This is a genomic window from Pseudomonas sp. NY11955 (assembly GCF_048068035.1).
GTDB lineage: Bacteria > Pseudomonadota > Gammaproteobacteria > Pseudomonadales > Pseudomonadaceae > Aquipseudomonas.
Genome location: NZ_JBLUPS010000017.1, coordinates 70185 through 86130 on the forward strand (window position 1 = coordinate 70185; position 15946 = coordinate 86130).

At 63.3% G+C, this 15946-nt stretch carries 14 protein-coding genes and 1 pseudogene; 7 read left to right on the forward strand and 8 right to left on the reverse strand.

Translation table 11 applies throughout. The features are described 5' to 3' along the window. Positions 1-12: 12 nt before the first annotated feature. Both ACNFBR_RS24815 and ACNFBR_RS24820 read left to right on the forward strand, forming a co-directional pair. Positions 13-993: pseudogene (locus ACNFBR_RS24815) on the forward strand (methyl-accepting chemotaxis protein); the annotation flags it as partial. Between the two features lie 164 nt (positions 994-1157). Continuing rightward, positions 1158-1757: a tRNA-uridine aminocarboxypropyltransferase gene (locus tag ACNFBR_RS24820; RefSeq protein ID WP_416737194.1), complete on the forward strand. Its 600-nt coding sequence runs from the start codon at positions 1158-1160 to the stop codon at positions 1755-1757. Positions 1758-1879: 122 nt separating this feature from the next. Here ACNFBR_RS24820 and ACNFBR_RS24825 read toward each other — a convergent pair whose 3' ends face one another. From ACNFBR_RS24825 to ACNFBR_RS24835, 3 genes are all read right to left on the reverse strand, one after another. Then, on the reverse strand, positions 1880-3238 hold the full coding sequence (locus ACNFBR_RS24825) for a TolC family outer membrane protein (protein WP_416737195.1): 1359 nt from the start codon (positions 3236-3238) through the stop codon (positions 1880-1882). Positions 3239-3549: 311 nt separating this feature from the next. Beyond that, positions 3550-3915 carry a YbaN family protein gene (locus ACNFBR_RS24830; protein ID WP_416737196.1) on the reverse strand — a complete coding sequence of 122 codons (366 nt, stop codon included), beginning with the start codon at positions 3913-3915 and terminating at the stop codon, positions 3550-3552. Between the two features lie 7 nt (positions 3916-3922). Beyond that, positions 3923-4510: a YecA family protein gene (locus ACNFBR_RS24835; protein ID WP_416737197.1), complete on the reverse strand. Its 588-nt coding sequence runs from the start codon at positions 4508-4510 to the stop codon at positions 3923-3925. A 244-nt stretch (positions 4511-4754) separates the two neighbouring features. Between ACNFBR_RS24835 and recQ the strand changes: the two genes are divergently transcribed. Both recQ and ACNFBR_RS24845 read left to right on the forward strand, forming a co-directional pair. Then, a complete protein-coding gene (gene recQ / locus ACNFBR_RS24840) occupies positions 4755-6902 on the forward strand; it encodes a DNA helicase RecQ (protein ID WP_416737198.1) in 2148 nt (715 codons plus the stop codon). A gap of 150 nt (positions 6903-7052) precedes the next feature. Continuing rightward, the gene (locus tag ACNFBR_RS24845; protein ID WP_016711876.1) at positions 7053-7490 is read left to right on the forward strand and encodes a MarR family transcriptional regulator; all 438 of its coding nucleotides are present in this window, start codon (positions 7053-7055) and stop codon (positions 7488-7490) included. 122 nt (positions 7491-7612) lie between these two features. Here ACNFBR_RS24845 and ACNFBR_RS24850 read toward each other — a convergent pair whose 3' ends face one another. Continuing rightward, the gene (locus ACNFBR_RS24850) at positions 7613-9799 is read right to left on the reverse strand and encodes a patatin-like phospholipase family protein (protein WP_416737199.1); all 2187 of its coding nucleotides are present in this window, start codon (positions 9797-9799) and stop codon (positions 7613-7615) included. Positions 9800-9866: 67 nt separating this feature from the next. Here ACNFBR_RS24850 and ACNFBR_RS24855 point away from each other — a divergent pair, with 67 nt between their 5' ends. Continuing rightward, positions 9867-10148, forward strand: coding sequence for a SelT/SelW/SelH family protein (locus ACNFBR_RS24855; RefSeq protein WP_416737200.1), 282 nt, complete (start codon positions 9867-9869; stop codon positions 10146-10148). Here ACNFBR_RS24855 and ACNFBR_RS24860 read toward each other — a convergent pair whose 3' ends face one another. Both ACNFBR_RS24860 and ACNFBR_RS24865 read right to left on the reverse strand, forming a co-directional pair. Beyond that, entirely contained in the window at positions 10149-11039 is an 891-nt protein-coding gene (locus tag ACNFBR_RS24860; protein ID WP_416737201.1) for a DMT family transporter, read from the reverse strand. Between the two features lie 168 nt (positions 11040-11207). Beyond that, a complete protein-coding gene (locus ACNFBR_RS24865) occupies positions 11208-11975 on the reverse strand; it encodes an AraC family transcriptional regulator (protein WP_416737202.1) in 768 nt (255 codons plus the stop codon). A gap of 127 nt (positions 11976-12102) precedes the next feature. On the opposite strand from ACNFBR_RS24865, the gene ACNFBR_RS24870 reads away from it, so the two are divergent. Then, entirely contained in the window at positions 12103-12909 is an 807-nt protein-coding gene (locus ACNFBR_RS24870; RefSeq protein WP_416737203.1) for a UDP-2,3-diacylglucosamine diphosphatase, read from the forward strand. Positions 12910-12967: 58 nt separating this feature from the next. On the opposite strand, the gene ACNFBR_RS24875 is transcribed toward ACNFBR_RS24870, so the two are convergent. Next, entirely contained in the window at positions 12968-13279 is a 312-nt protein-coding gene (locus ACNFBR_RS24875; RefSeq protein ID WP_416737204.1) for an Mpo1-like protein, read from the reverse strand. Between the two features lie 153 nt (positions 13280-13432). On the opposite strand from ACNFBR_RS24875, the gene ACNFBR_RS24880 reads away from it, so the two are divergent. Next, complete coding sequence (locus ACNFBR_RS24880; protein WP_416737205.1) at positions 13433-14446, forward strand: AraC family transcriptional regulator; 1014 nt, start codon at positions 13433-13435, stop codon at positions 14444-14446. 3 nt (positions 14447-14449) lie between these two features. On the opposite strand, the gene ACNFBR_RS24885 is transcribed toward ACNFBR_RS24880, so the two are convergent. Beyond that, positions 14450-15904, reverse strand: a complete 1455-nt coding sequence (locus ACNFBR_RS24885; protein WP_416737206.1) for a TrkH family potassium uptake protein — start codon at positions 15902-15904, stop codon at positions 14450-14452. Between the last annotated feature and the right edge of the window lie 42 nt (positions 15905-15946).

Consider the following 15946-nt stretch of genomic DNA (forward strand, 5'->3'; position numbering starts at 1 on the left):
CACCGGCAGAACCAGGCCATCCGCCGCACGCTGGCTGAGCACCCCAAGGCCTTTACCAGCCCGCTGGTGGCGTTGACCTACAGCGACAATCCTGGCCTGCAGGGCCAGCTCGACCTGGCCATCATCAGCGAGGAAGCGCGCCTGCAAACGGCCCTGACTCGGCTGGTGGATGCCGGGATCGGGGTGAAGTCGCGGGCGGCGCAATCCTCCGACCTGTCCGATGCTCAGGCGCAGATGCTCGACCGCCAGCGCAGCGAAACCGACCAGTCGGCCACGGCCATTGCCGAAATGGCGGCGACCATCCAGCAGGTCACGCACAACGTGCAGAGCACGGCCCATGCGGCGGGTGATGCCGACCAGCTGGCGCAGCAGGGCAGCGAGCTGGCACTGCAGAGTTTGAAAGCCATGGGCAGCATGAGCGATGCGGTCAATGACATTGGCCAGGCGGTGAATGCCTTGGCCGAGCAGACCCAGTCGATAGGCAGTGTGGTCGACGTGATCACGTCGATTGCCGAGCAGACCAACCTGTTGGCGCTCAACGCCGCTATAGAAGCGGCGCGTGCCGGCGAACAGGGGCGCGGGTTTGCCGTGGTGGCCGATGAGGTGCGCTCGTTGGCTCAGCGCACCCGGGCTTCAACCGAGGAAATTCACCACATCATTGCCTCCTTGCGGGCGGGGGCAGAGCGGGCAGTGACCACTGCCAGCCGGGGTGAGCAGATCTCTCGGGACAGCGTGCACAGTGTCGAGGCGGTGCAGGCGGCGCTGACTGGAATTGCCCAGGCGGTCAGCCGCATCACCGGCATGAGCCAGCAGATGGCGACGGCCTCGGAACAGCAGAGCCATGTGGCCGAGGATATCAACCAGCAGATCGTGAGAATTGCCCAGCTGTGTGACCAAAGTGCTGGCCAGGCCAGGCAAGGCGCGCAAATCAGCCAGGACCTGGAGCGCATGGCGGAGTACCTGCATAGCCTGGCGGAGCGCTTCAACCGCTGACATCTCCGAGGCCGTTGTAGGAGCGGGCTTGCCCGCGATGCAGGTGACGCGGTGGCTGGTACGGGCTTCGCCCGTGTTCGCGGGCAAGCCCGCTCCTACAGGGCGAATGGCCCGCAAAGCGGGCCCCAGTTCTGTGGCAAACTCTCTGCGCCAAGGAGAACCCCATGCCCAGACCCCGCTGCGAGCGCTGCCAGCGCCCGCTCGACCATTGCCTCTGCCCACTGATCCCCGCCCTCGACAGCCGTACCCGCGTGATCCTGCTGCAGCACCCCAGTGAAACCGCCCATGCCCTGAACACCGCGCGCCTGGCCGCCCTTGGCCTGAACAATGCCGAGTTGCGGGTAGGTGAAGTGTTCGATGACCTGGACGATTTGCTTGCGACGCCTGGTTACCGGCCGGCCCTGCTATTTCCGGGCGATGAGGCCCAGGTGCTGACGGCTTATGGCGAAGCCGAAGACAAACCGATGCTGCTTGTCGTGCCCGACGGCACCTGGCGCAAGGCGCGCAAGTTGCTGTACATGAACCCGCTGTTGGAGGCGTTGCCACGGGTGACGCTGGGGGCTGTCGCGCCCTCGCGTTACCGGTTGCGCAAGGCGCCGGAAGCAGGGGCGTTGTCGACGATCGAGGCGGTGGTGGGGGCATTGAACGCGCTGGAGCAGCCGGCCTGCTTCGATGCGTTGCTGGCGCCGTTCGAGGCCTTGATCGAGGGGCAGATCAGGGCTATGGGGGTGGAGACGTTTCAGCGTAATCATGGGGTTGAGTGAGGGCTGGGGGCTGCTTTGCAGCCCATTCGCAGCACAAGGCATATCGCCCATTACGCGAAACCCTGTAGGAGCAGCCTTGTGCTGCGATGGGCCGCAAAGCGGCCCCAAATGCTCAACGCCGATCAACGCATCTCAGGCAGGCGCGCCTCGGTGCGTACCTCGGTAGTCGCCAGCGCCTCTGGCGGCAACGAAATGCGCTGCTTGGCCAGCAGCTCGCCCATGGTCGCCAGCACGCGGTAGCGCGAGAACTCTTCGGTATAACGCACTTCGGTGTAGCGGCGGTCGGCGTTGTACAACTCGTTCTCACTGTCCAGCACGTCCAGCAAGGTCCGCTGGCCCAGGCCGAACTGGTCCTGGTACGCCGCACGCACGCGCTTGGTGGTCTCGGCGTATTCACGCGCGGTCGGCAGCTGCTTGCTGGCGTTGTTCATGGCGTTCCACGCCAGGCTCAGGTTTTCGGTCAACTCACGCAGGGCGTTGTTGCGGATGTCCAGGGCCTGGTTGATCTTGTGCGCGTCGGACTGCAGGCGAGCCTTGTCGCTGCCGCCGCGGAACAGGTTGTAGTTCATCTCCACGCCAGCTTGCCAATCGTTGTTGTTGTGGCCTTTCTCGCCACCAGTGTTGTTGTTGGCACCGGTTGCCAGAATGGCGTCGAAGCGCGGGTAGAAGGTCGACTTGCCCACTTCGTACTGCTGCTCGGCGGCATTGACGTCAGCCTGGGCGGATTTGATGTACGGGTTGTTCTGGCGCATGCTGTCGCGCGCGCCGTCGAGGGTCTCAGGCACTTCGCCCTTGATGGTTGCCGGGCTTTCCAGTTCGTCCGGCGCACGGCCGATCACGCTGAAGAAGTTGGCTTCGGCGTCGGCCAGGTCGACTTCGGCGGTGTCCAGGTTGTTTTCCGCCAGGGCGCGACGGGCGCGGGACTGGTCAAGGTCGGCGGTGCTGCCAACGCCACGCTCGTTACGCAGGCCGATCTGGTCGTTGACGCGCAGGTGGGCTTGCAGGTTGTTCTTGGCCAGGGTCACCAGCTCACGGCGCTTGAGCACTTCCAGGTACACCTCGACCGCACGCAGGGCGACGTCCTGGGCAACAGCCTGGGTGTAGTAGGCGCGGGAGGTAGAGACTGCCTCGGTGCGGCCCACTTCGTTCGAGGTGTTGAAACCGTCGAAGATCATCTGCCGCAGGCGCAGCTCGGACTGGGTGTAGCTGAGGGTTTCCTTGTTGTGGTTACCCTCGGCACGGGTGGTAGTGTTGTCCGAGCGCTGGCGACCATAGCCGGCAACCAGGTCCACGGAAGGGTAGTAGCCACCACGCGCAAACTTCACGTCTTCATCGGCCGACAGCTTGCTGTTACGGTTGGAGCTGACTTGTGGGTGGTAGTCCACGGCGCTTTGGACGGCCTCGGTGATCGACATCGCCTGTACGTTGGCACTCGCCAGGGCCAACAGTAATGCACTGGTGATGGGGTTCAAAACGCGCATGGTACATCTCCCTGATCCTGGAATTTATCCTGCTGTTCGCCAAAAAAATGACGATAAAGTTATCGCGTATAGTGTTGCAGGTTTTTAACAACACAGCTAAGTACATTCAACGCGATAGATAAGAAGATTTATTCATATCAAATTGCCATATAAGACTTTTATTGTCTAATAAAATCTACTGACAGCCCAATGAGTGATGCTGTTAACCACCCTGAAAACCAGTGCTTACAAGCCTTGCACAGGGTTCAAGAACTATTTCCGATAAAGAAAGTGGCAGTTAGGCAAAAGTGATATTTGGCGACAAAATATTGTCACTTTGCTTTGCGCAGGGTTTTTTGCCGGAGGATGTACAGGCTGACCAGTACAGCGCTGGTCAACATGAAGGTGCGCGCCCAGAACAGGGGGACCAGGTAGCATGACAGGCCAATGCTGGCCCACATCAGACCTATGGCGTAGACCTTGCCTTTGAGGGGAATGCCTTCACCACTGAGGTAGTCACGGATCCAGGGTCCCAGTTTGGGATGATGGACCAGCCAGTGGTGGAAACGCGGCGAGCTGCGGGCAAAGCAGGCCGCCGCCAAGAGCAGAAACGGGGTGGTGGGCAATACCGGCAGGAATATCCCCAACACCCCCAGCGCAACGCTGAGCCAGCCGGTGGCCAGCAGCAGGTAGCGCACAGGCTGCTTAGTGGTGGCGTGGCTTGAGCAGTGCCGGTTTTTCGTCAGGGGCGTGCAGCAGCAGGAACAGCGCGGTCAGCGCTTCGGGGATCTGTACGATCATGTCGTCCTGCAGGTTGGCGTTGCTGGCGATGTCGGCGAACTCCGGCTGTTCGTCGAACAGGCCCGAGCCGACCATGATCGGCAGCAGCATTTCACTGACTTCTTCTTCGTCACGGTCGAACCAGGCTTCTTCACGCAGGAACACGCCTTCCATGAAGCCGATGCACCAGCCGCGCAGGTCGGAATCGTCCGGTTCGTCGGTCAGGTCGAGGTCGCAAGGCAGGTCGAATTCTTCTTCGCTGGCCAGTTGGCGTGCAATGTGTGCCTTGAGCGCTACCAGGGTGGCTTCGATCTCGGTGCGCTGGGCGTCGCTGGCGTAATGCGGCTCTTCAGCGAACAGGGCGTCGATCCACTCGCGCTCGGGCACCTCTTCGGCGTTGATCGACAGGGCGGTGAGGTAGCCGTGTGCGGCGACATAGTCCAGCGCTTCTTCGTGCAGCTCGTCGGCGTCGAGGAAGGCTTGCAGGCGGGTCAGTTGCTCGGCGAAGGACATTACAGGGCTACCTTGGGGAATAAACGATAACGAATTCTAGCACCTTGCAGCGGCAGCGGGGCAAAGGGAACGTCTATCGCCGTGGTGCCCTGTGCAGGGCGGTGCTGCGGTATACTCCGCGATTTTTCATCCAGGGGCAGGTTTTGCCGGCTGCCTGGCAAAAACCGCTTACGCATTTGGCGTGTGCGGGGCGGGTTTTTCGTCCAGCCTGTGTCCAGGATGGTACGGCGATTTGGAGTTGCACATGCTCGAACAGGCTCAGCGCGTTCTCAAGGACATCTTCGGCTACGACAGTTTCCGTGGGCGCCAGGCAGCGATCATCGAATGCGTGGCCAATGGCGGCGATGCCCTGGTGCTGATGCCCACCGGCGGCGGCAAGTCGTTGTGCTTTCAGGTACCCGGGCTGCTGCGACCAGGCCTGACGGTGGTGGTTTCGCCACTGATCGCGCTGATGGACGACCAGGTCGCCACCCTTGACGAGCTGGGTGTGTCGGCGGCCGCGTTGAACTCCACCCTGACGGTGGAGCAGCAGCGTGAACTGGCCGGGCGCCTGCGCCGTGGCGAAGTGAAGATGCTGTACCTGGCGCCGGAGCGCCTGGTGCAGCCGCGCATGCTCGACTTCCTGCGCGACCTGGACATCTCGCTGTTCGCCATCGACGAAGCGCACTGCGTGTCGCAATGGGGCCATGACTTCCGCCCCGAGTACCTGCAACTGGGCCAGTTGGCCGAACTGTTCCCGCATGTGCCGCGCATAGCGCTTACCGCCACCGCCGACATGCGAACCCGCGAAGAGATCGTCCAGCGCCTGCACCTGCAAGGCGCCGAACGCTTCCTGTCGAGCTTCGATCGGCCCAACATCTTCTACCGCATCGTGCCCAAGGAGGCGCCGCGCAAGCAGTTGATGGCCTTCCTCGGCGAGCGCCGTGGCAACGCTGGCATCGTCTACTGCCTGTCGCGCAAGAAAGTCGACGAAACCGCCGCGTTCCTCTGCGAGCAAGGTTTCCCGGCGCTGCCGTATCACGCCGGCCTGGCTGCCGAGACGCGCGCGGCCAACCAGCATCGCTTCCTCAACGAGGAAGGGCTGATCATGGTCGCGACCATTGCCTTCGGCATGGGCATCGACAAGCCCAACGTGCGCTTCGTCGCCCACCTCGACCTGCCCAAGTCGCTTGAGGCCTATTACCAGGAAACCGGTCGTGCCGGCCGTGACGGCCTGCCATCCGACGCCTGGATGGCCTACGGCCTGCAGGACATGGTGATGCTCAAGCAGATGCTGCAGAACTCCGAGGGCGATGAGCGTCACAAGCGCATCGAGCAGCACAAGCTCGACGCCATGCTGGCGCTGTGCGAGGAAACCCGCTGCCGCCGTCAGTCGCTACTGGCCTATTTCGACGAAACCCTGGAGCAGCCCTGCGGGCACTGCGACAACTGTGTCGACAACATCCAGACCTGGGACGCCACCGAGCCGGCGCGCCAGGCACTGTCGGCGGTGTTTCGCACGGGCCAGCGCTATGGTGTCGGCCATCTGGTCGACGTGTTGCTGGGCAAGGACACCGAGAAAGTGCGTAATTTTGGCCACGAGAAGCTCTCGGTATTCGGTGTCGGCAAGGGCCTGGCCGAGGTCGAATGGCGTTCGCTGTTCCGTCAGTTGGTGGCGCGTGGCCTGGTTGACATCGACCTGGAAGGTTACGGCGGCCTGCGCCTGTCCGACAGCTGCCGGCCGCTGCTGCGCGGCGAGGTGACCCTGCAATTGCGCCGCGACCTCAAGCCGCAGACCACGGCCAAGACCTCGTCGTCCAGCGGCGGCAGCCCGGCCAGCCAGCTGGTACGTGCCGAAGAGCGCGAGCTGTGGGAAGCGCTGCGTACCCTGCGGCGCAAGCTGGCGGAAGAGCACAGCGTGCCGCCCTACGTCATTTTCCCCGACTCGACGCTGCTGGAAATGCTGCGCAGCCAGCCGGTCAGCCTCAGCGACATGGCCCAGGTCAGCGGTGTGGGTGCGCGCAAGCTGGAGCGCTACGGCCAGGCGTTCCTCGAAGTGCTGAACAACAGCGGCGGCACCGACGAGGCGCCGAAAGTGGTGCTCGACCTGCGCCACGAACTGGTCAGCCTGGCCCGTGCCGGCATGACCCCGGCGCAGATCGCCGGGCAACTCAACTGCAGCGAGAAGAACGTGTATAGCCTGCTGGCCGAGGCGCTGGGTCGCCAGGAACTGAGCCTGGACCAGGCCATCGACCTGCCGGAAGACCTGATGATGGAAGTGCAGGACGCCTTTCTCGATGGCGAGGGCGAGCTACCACCGGTGTCGGCCATCGCTCCGTTGTTCGGGGCACGGGTGCCGGAGGGTGTGTTGTATTGCGTGCGTGCGGCACTGGCGGCGGAATTCGAACTGTAAACGCAGGAAGGATCGACGGCAGAAGCGCCATCTGCTGACCTTTGTCATGCTTTTTGACGATTATCGAACACCTCAGCGTGGCCGAGCCTTGCCTCGTGGGGCAGGGCATGGTTAGCTGCCTAATAATTAGATCTACTCAATGAGTTACTTATGCCCCTGACCGACAACCAACACCGCTTCGGCATGCAGCTGGCCCAGATGTCCCGGGGTTGGCGTGCCGAGCTGGACCGCCGCCTGGCCGGGCTCAACCTGTCCCAGGCGCGGTGGCTGGTGTTGCTGCACCTGGCCCGTTTCGAAGAAGCCCCGACCCAGCGGGAACTGGCCCAGAGCGTGGGCGTCGAAGGCCCGACCCTGGCGCGTCTGCTCGACAGCCTGGAAGCGCAAGGACTGGTGCGCCGGCAGGCGGTGCTGGAGGACCGGCGGGCGAAGAAGATTGTGCTGTGCCCACCGGCCAAGCCACTGATCGACCAGATCGAAACCATCGCCAACCAGTTGCGGGTGGAGCTGTTTACCGGGGTGGACGAGGCGGACCTGCAGGTGTGCATGCGGGTGCATGCCAAGATCCTGGCCAACCTCGAGAAGTCTTGATTTAACCCAATCGTTGTAGGAGCAGCCTTGTGCTGCGAAGAGGCCAAACCAGGCACAGAGCATTTTCTGTCATACCGGCCTCTTCGCAGCGCAAGGCTGCTCCTACAGATACGGTGCACGCCTCAGAAGGTATGCCCCAGGTTCAGGTACACCGCATGCTCATGCGCACTGTTGGCCCCGTAGCTCAGGTTCAACGGCCCCAGCGGCGTCTCCAGCCCCAGGAAGATGCTCGCCGCATTGATGTAACCACTGTCGAACTCGTTGTCGTTGTTCCACGCCCGCCCACGCTCCAGCGACCCGCCGATGTACAACGGGAAGTCCAGCGGTACATAGGCCCGCGGCGTCAAGCGGCGGTAGTAGACCATGCGCAGCAGGCTCACGTTCTGCCCCGACACCGAGTCCTGGCGGAAGCCTGACAGCTCCCGCGCGCCGCCCATCACGAAGCTCGATGTCACCACTTCGGTCTCATCCAGTGTGCGCCCATAGCGCCCGCCCAGTACGAAAGTGTTCGGCCCGCTGCTGATGGCTTTGTCCAGGTTGAACAACCACTGCCGGTAATCCTGGTCGGAGTCCAGCGACTTGTCGTATTTGCGCAAGGTCAGGCCGATGTCCTCGCCACGGTGCGGGAAGTACACGTTGTCGAGGGTGTCGAACGAATACTTCAGCTCGTAGAAACCTTCGTTGAAACTGACCTTGGGCAAGTCTTGGTCGCCAATGCGCACCTCGGCTTCGCCCCAGGCCTTGCCCACGCCCAGGCGCACTTCACCGCTGGTACCGATCTGCCGACCGACGTTCAGGCCAAAGCCGTAGCGCTCCAGGCGGTACTCGGCGACCGGGTCGTTGTCCAGGGTGGCTTCGATGTTCTGCGAGCCGAAGTCCAGGTAAGGCGCGATGAAATAGCGCGAGCCCACGTCCAGCGGTTGGTAGAACTCGCTGTACAACTCTTGCTGGTCGCCGATCTGGCCGCGGGTCAGCCACTCGGCGCCCAGGCTGTTGATGCCGTTGACCCGGTAGCTGGCACCCAGGTTGAAGGCGCTGTCACCGCGCAGATCATCGGAAAGGTTAAGGCCCAGGCGCAGGTAGTCGGTGCCGCCGCGCCGGCCACGGGCATTGATCACCAGGGTGTTGTCGTCGCCCTTGTGCACCACGCGGTACTGCACCCGGTCGAAGTAGTCCAGGCCATACAGCGTACCCATGTCGGTCTGCAGGCGGTCCAGTTCCAACGGCGCGTCGATCGGCTGGCGAATGTACGAGCGGATCACGTCGTCGCTGACCTTGGAGTCGTTCTCGATCCTGATCGCGGTGATCACTGGCGTGCGCTGGCGCGGCGAGCGGGCCACGGCCAGGCTGCTGTCGCCCTCAGGCTGGCGTAGGGCAGCCAGGCGTGGTTCTAGCAGGCGGGTGGCGCGGTAACCGGCGTCGATCATGTCCCGGGCGCGGCCGAAATCGGTGACGCCGAAGGCGGTCAGCGATGGCTGGATGAGGATGTCGTCGCGGTGCAGGCTGGCCAGTTGTTCTTCCGAGTTGCGTCGGGTCATCAGGGTGATCGACTGGTTGAGCACGTCGACCACGGTCAGTAGCTGCTTGCGATCGCGCAGCGGGGTGCCGATGTCGACCACGATGGCCAGGTCCACGCCCATTTCGCGGGCCACGTCTACTGGAATGTTGTCGACCATGCCGCCGTCCACCAGCAGGCGGCCGTCCAGTTCGACCGGGGCGAACACGGCGGGGATCGACATGCTGGCGCGGATAACCTGGGGCAGGTGACCGCGGCGGAACACCACTTTTTCGCCACTGGCAATGTCGGTGGCCACGGCGCGGAAGGGGATAGGCAGCTTGTCGAAGTCGCGGGTGTCGGCGGTGTGCGCCAATTTGCTTTCCAGCAGCAGTGACAAGTTCTGGCCCTGGATCACCCCCAGCGGTAGGCCCAGGCTGCCATCGTCGCGGAAGCTGAGCTTCTGTTTGACCAGGAAGTCGCGGTCATCCTGTTTGCGCCGGAACGGCACGTCCTTGCGCGGCGGGGCATCGGACAGCGCCTGTTGCCAGTCGAGGGTGATGGCGAGCTTTTCCAGTTCTTCGACACTGTAGCCCGAGGCGTACAACCCGCCGACCACTGCGCCCATGCTGGTGCCGGCGATGGCGTCGATGCGCACACCCTGTTCCTCCAGCGCCTTGAGCACGCCAATGTGCGCCAGGCCACGGGCCGCACCACCCGACAGTACCAGGCCGACCTTGGGCCTGGCAGGTTCGGCGGCGATGGCCGTAAGCGTGGTGAGGGCGAGCAGAAAACAGAACAGCAAACGGCGCATCGTGAGTCTCAAACCGTGGGCTAAAGACCGCTAGTATAAGCGGCCCCTTACCAGGAGATGTTTCACCATGGCCGACAACAAACCGGAAATCGTCATCACCTATTGCACCCAGTGCCAGTGGCTGCTGCGTGCTGCCTGGCTGGCCCAGGAGCTGCTCAGCACCTTTGCCGACGACCTTGGCCGCGTAGCGCTGGAGCCGGGTACCGGCGGCATTTTCCGCATCACTTGCAATGATGTGCAGATCTGGGAGCGTAAGGCCGACGGTGGATTCCCCGAGGCCAAGGTGTTGAAGCAGCGGGTGCGCGATCACATCGACCCGCAGCGTGACCTTGGTCACAATGATCGTTGATCAGGCACCCTCGGCCAGTGGCCGCTGTCTGGGCGGCTGCTCGGCGGACAGGCGGCTGGACAGCACGATGGCGAAGATGATCAGCGCGCCGCCCAGCAGCATGCGCACGGTGGGGGTTTCGGCGAACACCACCCAAGCCACGGCGATGCCGTAGACCGGCTCCATGCCGAACACCACGGCGGCAGTGCGTGCCTTGATCACGGCCAGGCTGGCGACGAACAGGCTGTGCGCCACGCCGGTGCAGAAGATGCCGAGCAGGGCGATCCACAGCCAGTCCATGGTGGCTACGCCGGCAAGGCCAGGGGCCGCGAATGGCAGCAGGCACAGGCCCACCACCAGGTTCTGCCACAGCGCCGCTTGTACCGCAGGCAAACGGCCGGAGCCGGCCCGGTTGGTCAGTGACAGCAGCGAGAACAGCAGGCCCGAGAGCAGTGACCAGAGCAGGCCGCCGGTGGCTTCGCTGGCCAGGTCGAATGCAGGGGTGACCAGTATCAGGCCGATGCTGACCAGCACGACCAATACGACCTCGTTGCGGCGGATACGCTCGCGGAACAACAGGCCTTCGAGGATCACGGTAAAGGCCGGGAAACTGGCGAAACCGAGGGTGGCGATGGCCACGCCGCTGACTTTCACTGCGATGAAGAAACTGACCCAGTGGCCGGCCAGCAGCACGCCGCCGAGCAGCAGGCGGCGCGCGTCCTGGCCGCTCAGGCGTTGCCAGCCTGGGCCGGCCAGGCTGGCGAACAGGGCCAGGGCGAGTACGGCGAAGGCGGCGCGGCCGAAGACGATGATGGCGGGGCTGGCGCTGGCGGCCAGTTTGCCGAAGACGCCCGTCAGGCCGAAGAACAGCGCGCCGATATGCAGGGCGCCCAATGCAGTGCGGTGGTTCATGGTGGTCCTTGCTCAAGATCTGTACTGACAGTAGCGGCCTCTTCGCAGCGCAAGGCTGCTCCTACAGGTTACGCACGCTCCTGTGTAGGAGCAGCCTTGTGCTGCGAAGAGGCCGGCACAGGCAAAGTGTAAAGGCTCAGGCCAACGCTTTCTGTCGCAAGACTGCTGTCAGTTGTCGCCAGGCTCTCGCCGCAAAGCCAAAGGCGTACACCCAAACGCCCGCAACATCGCCGCCGAAAACGCACTCTGCGAGCTGTACCCAACCTGTGCCGCAATTTCCCCCATGGGCAACGAAGTCTGCACTACCAGCCGCCGCGCCTTGAGCAAGCGCCGCTGGCGAATGTAGTCCATCGGTGTCATCCCGCACTCGGCGGTAAAACGCGCATGCAGCCGGGCACTGGACAGCCCGGCGATGCGCGCCAGGTCGGCGACCTGCAGGGGGTAGGCAGCCTGCTGCTCGATATGCGCATCGAAGGCTGCATAGGGCAAGCGCTGGCTGGCGCGCACGTTGGCTGCCGCCGTGGCATTGAGGCTGGCCAGCAGCAACGCCGCGCCTTGCCGGGCAATCAGCGGGTCGTGCATGGGGCTGCTCGCCAGCCAGTCGACCAGTTGCTGCTGGCGTTCATTCAGGCCCAGGGCGGCGGGGCGGTCGAGCAGGCGGCGGCTGGCTTCGGCATGTTCGCCCAAGTGCTCGTGCAGCCAAGGCTCCCCAGGCACATCGAGCACCAGGCAATCACTGCCGGTATCGCTGGCGCACGTGTGATGAGCACCCGCAGGCACTACGATCAGCCCCTGCCGATCGATCCCGGCGCCATGCCCCTGTACCTCGAACTCCAGGCGGCCGCGCAGGCCAAACACCAGTTGCGGGTGTTCGTGGCTATGGGCGATCAGGCTATCGCGGTAATGGCGCAGCGAGAGGATCGGGCCGGCGGTCATGGGAGCTTCCTCACAGGGCAGAAGCCCATTGTGCCTCAATCCCTGCGCACCATCACTCGTCACTGTTTTGCCATGGCGCTGTCATGCGCGCCTGCCAGTCTCCAGCAAACTGCGCCGGAGCTTGCCCATGACCCATGCCGAACTGTCCCGCCCCTCGCGTAAGCAACGCGTGCGTACCCTGTGGATCTCCGACGTGCACCTGGGTACCCGCGACTGCCAGGCCGAACACCTGTCGCAGTTTCTCAAGGGCTACCAGGCCGACCGCGTCTACCTGGTGGGCGATATCATCGATGGCTGGAAGCTGCGTGGCGGCATCTACTGGCCGCAAGCCCACACCAACGTGATCCGCCGGCTGCTGACCATGAGCAAGCGCGGCACCGAGGTGATCTATGTCACGGGCAACCACGACGAGTTCCTGCGTCGCTACTCCAAGCTGATCTTGGGCAACATCCAGCTGGTGGATGAGGCCGAGCACTTGACCGCCGATGGCCGCCGACTGCTGGTGATCCATGGCGACCAGTTCGACGTGATTACCCGTTACCACCGCTGGCTGGCGTTTCTGGGTGACCGTGCGTACGAATTTACCTTGGTGCTCAACCGCTGGCTCAACCACTGGCGGGCGCGGTATGGCTATGGTTACTGGTCGCTGTCGGCGTACCTCAAGCACAAGGTGAAAGGCGCGGTGAACTTCATCAGCGACTTCGAGGATGCCATTGCCCACGAGTGCACTCGGCGCGGTTTTCATGGCGTGGTGTGCGGGCACATCCACCATGCCGAGATCCGCAAGGTGGGCGAGGTGGACTACCTCAATTGCGGGGACTGGGTGGAGTCGTGCACGGCGCTGATCGAGCATTGGGATGGCAGTATCGAGCTGTACCGGCTGGCAGAGGCCCAGGCGCGGGAGACGCAGGCTGCGTTGCGTGAGCCGGCCTAGGCCTAGTGCTTGAAAGCCATGGGGTTGCTTTGCAGCCCATCGCAGCACAAGACCACGCCTACAGGCGGATCTTGCCCAGCAGGATATCCCGAAACATCACGAAATCCCCGGCCAGGCTGTACAGCGGATAGGTAAAGGTCGCTGGCCGGTTCTTCTCGAAAAAGAAGTGCCCGACCCAGGCGAAGCCATAGCCAAACAGCGGCACGCCCAGCAGCAGTAACCATTTGCCACTGCCGATGGTGTAGGCCAGCAGGGCTATCACCAGGCTTGTGCCGACGAAGTGCAAGCGGCGGCAGGTGGGGTTGCTGTGTTCCCCCAGGTAATACGGATAGAACTCGGCAAAACTGCGAAACTGCGCTTTGCTGTTCATGGCAGTGCTCCGGGATTAATACTTCTGGACAAGATGCACGGCGTGGAGCCTGATTCGAGTCTAGAGTGACTGACGGGGCCTACCAGTGACAATAGGCGCCAAATGAGTATCCTTGGGGTTCACCGCAGGAGCGGTCGGTAAAAGAAGCCTGTCATGAGCGAAAGAACCACGTCAGCCAGTTGGGCATCAGGGATTGTGAAGGCACTTGAACTGGAAGGGCTGGATTGCCGGGCCATGTTCAAGCAGCTAGGGCTGGACTTTGCCGCACTCGACGACCCGGATGCACGTTTTCCGCAAGATTCCATGACCCGGCTATGGCAGCTGGCGGTGGAGCTGTCAGGCAACGAGGCCATCGGCTTGAACATGGCGCGGGTGGTGCGTCCGGCGTCGTTCCATGTGGTGGGCTATGCGTTGATGTCCAGCCGCACCTTGGCCGAGGGCTTCGAGCGACTGGTACGCTACCAGCGCATCATCGCCGAAAGCTCCGACCTCAGTTTTGTCCTTGGCGCCGAGGGCTATTCGCTGATCCTGACCGTGCACGGTGACCACCTGCCGCCGACCCGGCACAGTGCCGAAGCATCGCTGGCCTGCGCATTGGCGCTGTGCAAATGGCTCAGTGGCCGGCCGGTGCAGCCGCGGCGGGTACTGGTGCAAGGGCCGCAACCGAAAAACGTCGAGCCGTACAAGGTGGCGTTCCATTCGCCGCTGGTGTTCGGTGCGCCACATGATGCGCTGGTGTTCGAGCGGGCCGACATGGAAGCGCCGTTGCCCACCGCGAACGAGGCCATGGCGGTGCTGCACGACCGGTTTGCCGGGGAGTACCTGGCACGCTTCTCCGAAAGCCGGGTTACCCACCGGGTGCGCCAGGTGTTGTGCCGCATCCTGCCGCAAGGCGAACCCAAGCGCGAAACGCTGGCCCAGGCCCTGCACTTGTCGCAGCGTACCTTGCAACGGCGGCTGCAGGAGGAGGGCACCAGCTTCCAGGCATTGCTCGACGACACCCGTCGTGAGCTGGCCGAACAGTACCTGGCCCAGCCGGGCATGACCTTGCTCGAAGCCGCCTACTTGCTGGGTTTTGCCGACCCCAGCAACTTCTATCGGGCATTCCGCCGCTGGTTCGATGCCACGCCCAGCGAATACCGCGCCCGCCTGGGCGCGGAAGCCTAGTGCTCAGTGACGCCAGAACGCCGGCATGCACAACACTAGCACCGTGATGATTTCCAGGCGGCCGAGCAGCATGCCGGCCGCCAAAATCCACTTGGCGGCGTCAGGCAGCGTGGCATAGTTGCCCGAAGGGCCGATCACTTCACCCAGGCCCGGACCTACACCCGAAACCGTACCGGCGGCGCCGGTCAGCGCGGTCATCCAGTCCACGCCCAGCAACGACAACAGCAAGGCCATGACGCAGATGGTGATGGCGAAGAAGAACGAGAACGTCAGGATTGAACGCACGATGTCTTCGTCGAGGCGATGGCCGTTGTATTTCTGCTTGATCACCGCACGCGGGTGAATCAGCTGGTTGAGGCTGGCCTTGAGCAGAATGTAGGCCACCTGGAAGCGGAATATCTTGATACCGCCCGCGGTCGAGCCGGAGCAGCCGCCAACGAAGCCCAGGTAGAAGAACAGCATCAGCGAGAAGTTGCCCCACAGGCTGTAGTCGCCCAGGGCGAAACCGGTGGTGGTGACCACCGAGGTCACGTTCAGCGCCACGTGGCGCAGGGCGTCGAGCCAGTGCAGGTTGGTGCTGTACCAGTACCAACTGCCCAACACCAGCCAGGTGACCACCAGCATGCCCAGCAAACCTTGCACCTGCTGGTCGCGGATCAGCGCCTTGCGGTTGCCGCGCAGGGTCGCCACGTACAGGGTGAAGGGCAGGCTGCCCATGATCATCACCACCACCGCAACCCAGTGCACGGCCGGTATATCCCATTTCGCCAATGACTGGTCGGAGGTGGAGAAACCGCCGGTGGAGATCGCCGACATGGCATGGTTGATCGCGTCGAACGGGCTCATGCCCGCCCACCAGAAGGCCAGCGAGCCCAGGATCGAGAAGCCGACGTAAACCCCCACGATCGACTTGGCGACCATGTGCGAGCGCGGCATGACCTTCTCTGAGCGGTCGGACGATTCGGTCTGGAACAGGCGCATGCCACCGATGCGCAGCAGCGGCAGAATCGCCACGGCCATGGCGATGAAGCCGATGCCGCCGAGCCAGTGCAGCATCGAGCGCCACATCAGAATGCCCGGCGACATGCTGTCGAGCCCGCTGAGCACGGTGGCACCGGTGGCGGTGATGCCCGACATGCTTTCGAAGAAGGCGTCGGTATAGCTGATGTGCTGGGTCAGCAGGAACGGCAGCGCGGCGAACACGCATACCACCAGCCAGCTGCTGACCGTCAGCAGGTACATGTCGCGCGGGCGCAGGTGCACATGCTCCGGGCGCCCCGGTATCACCAGGGCCAGGCCCGCGATGAAGGTGATCAGGCTCGACCAGAGGAACGACGGCATGTCACCGGTGCGCTCGAAGATCACCAGGGTCGCCATGGGCACGGCCATGCCCACGGCCAGGGTAATCAGGAAGATGCCGATGATGAAACCAATGATCCTTAAGGTCGGCAACGCCATGTGATCTGCTCTGACTCGAAACGGAAGGGCGCCATTCTACCT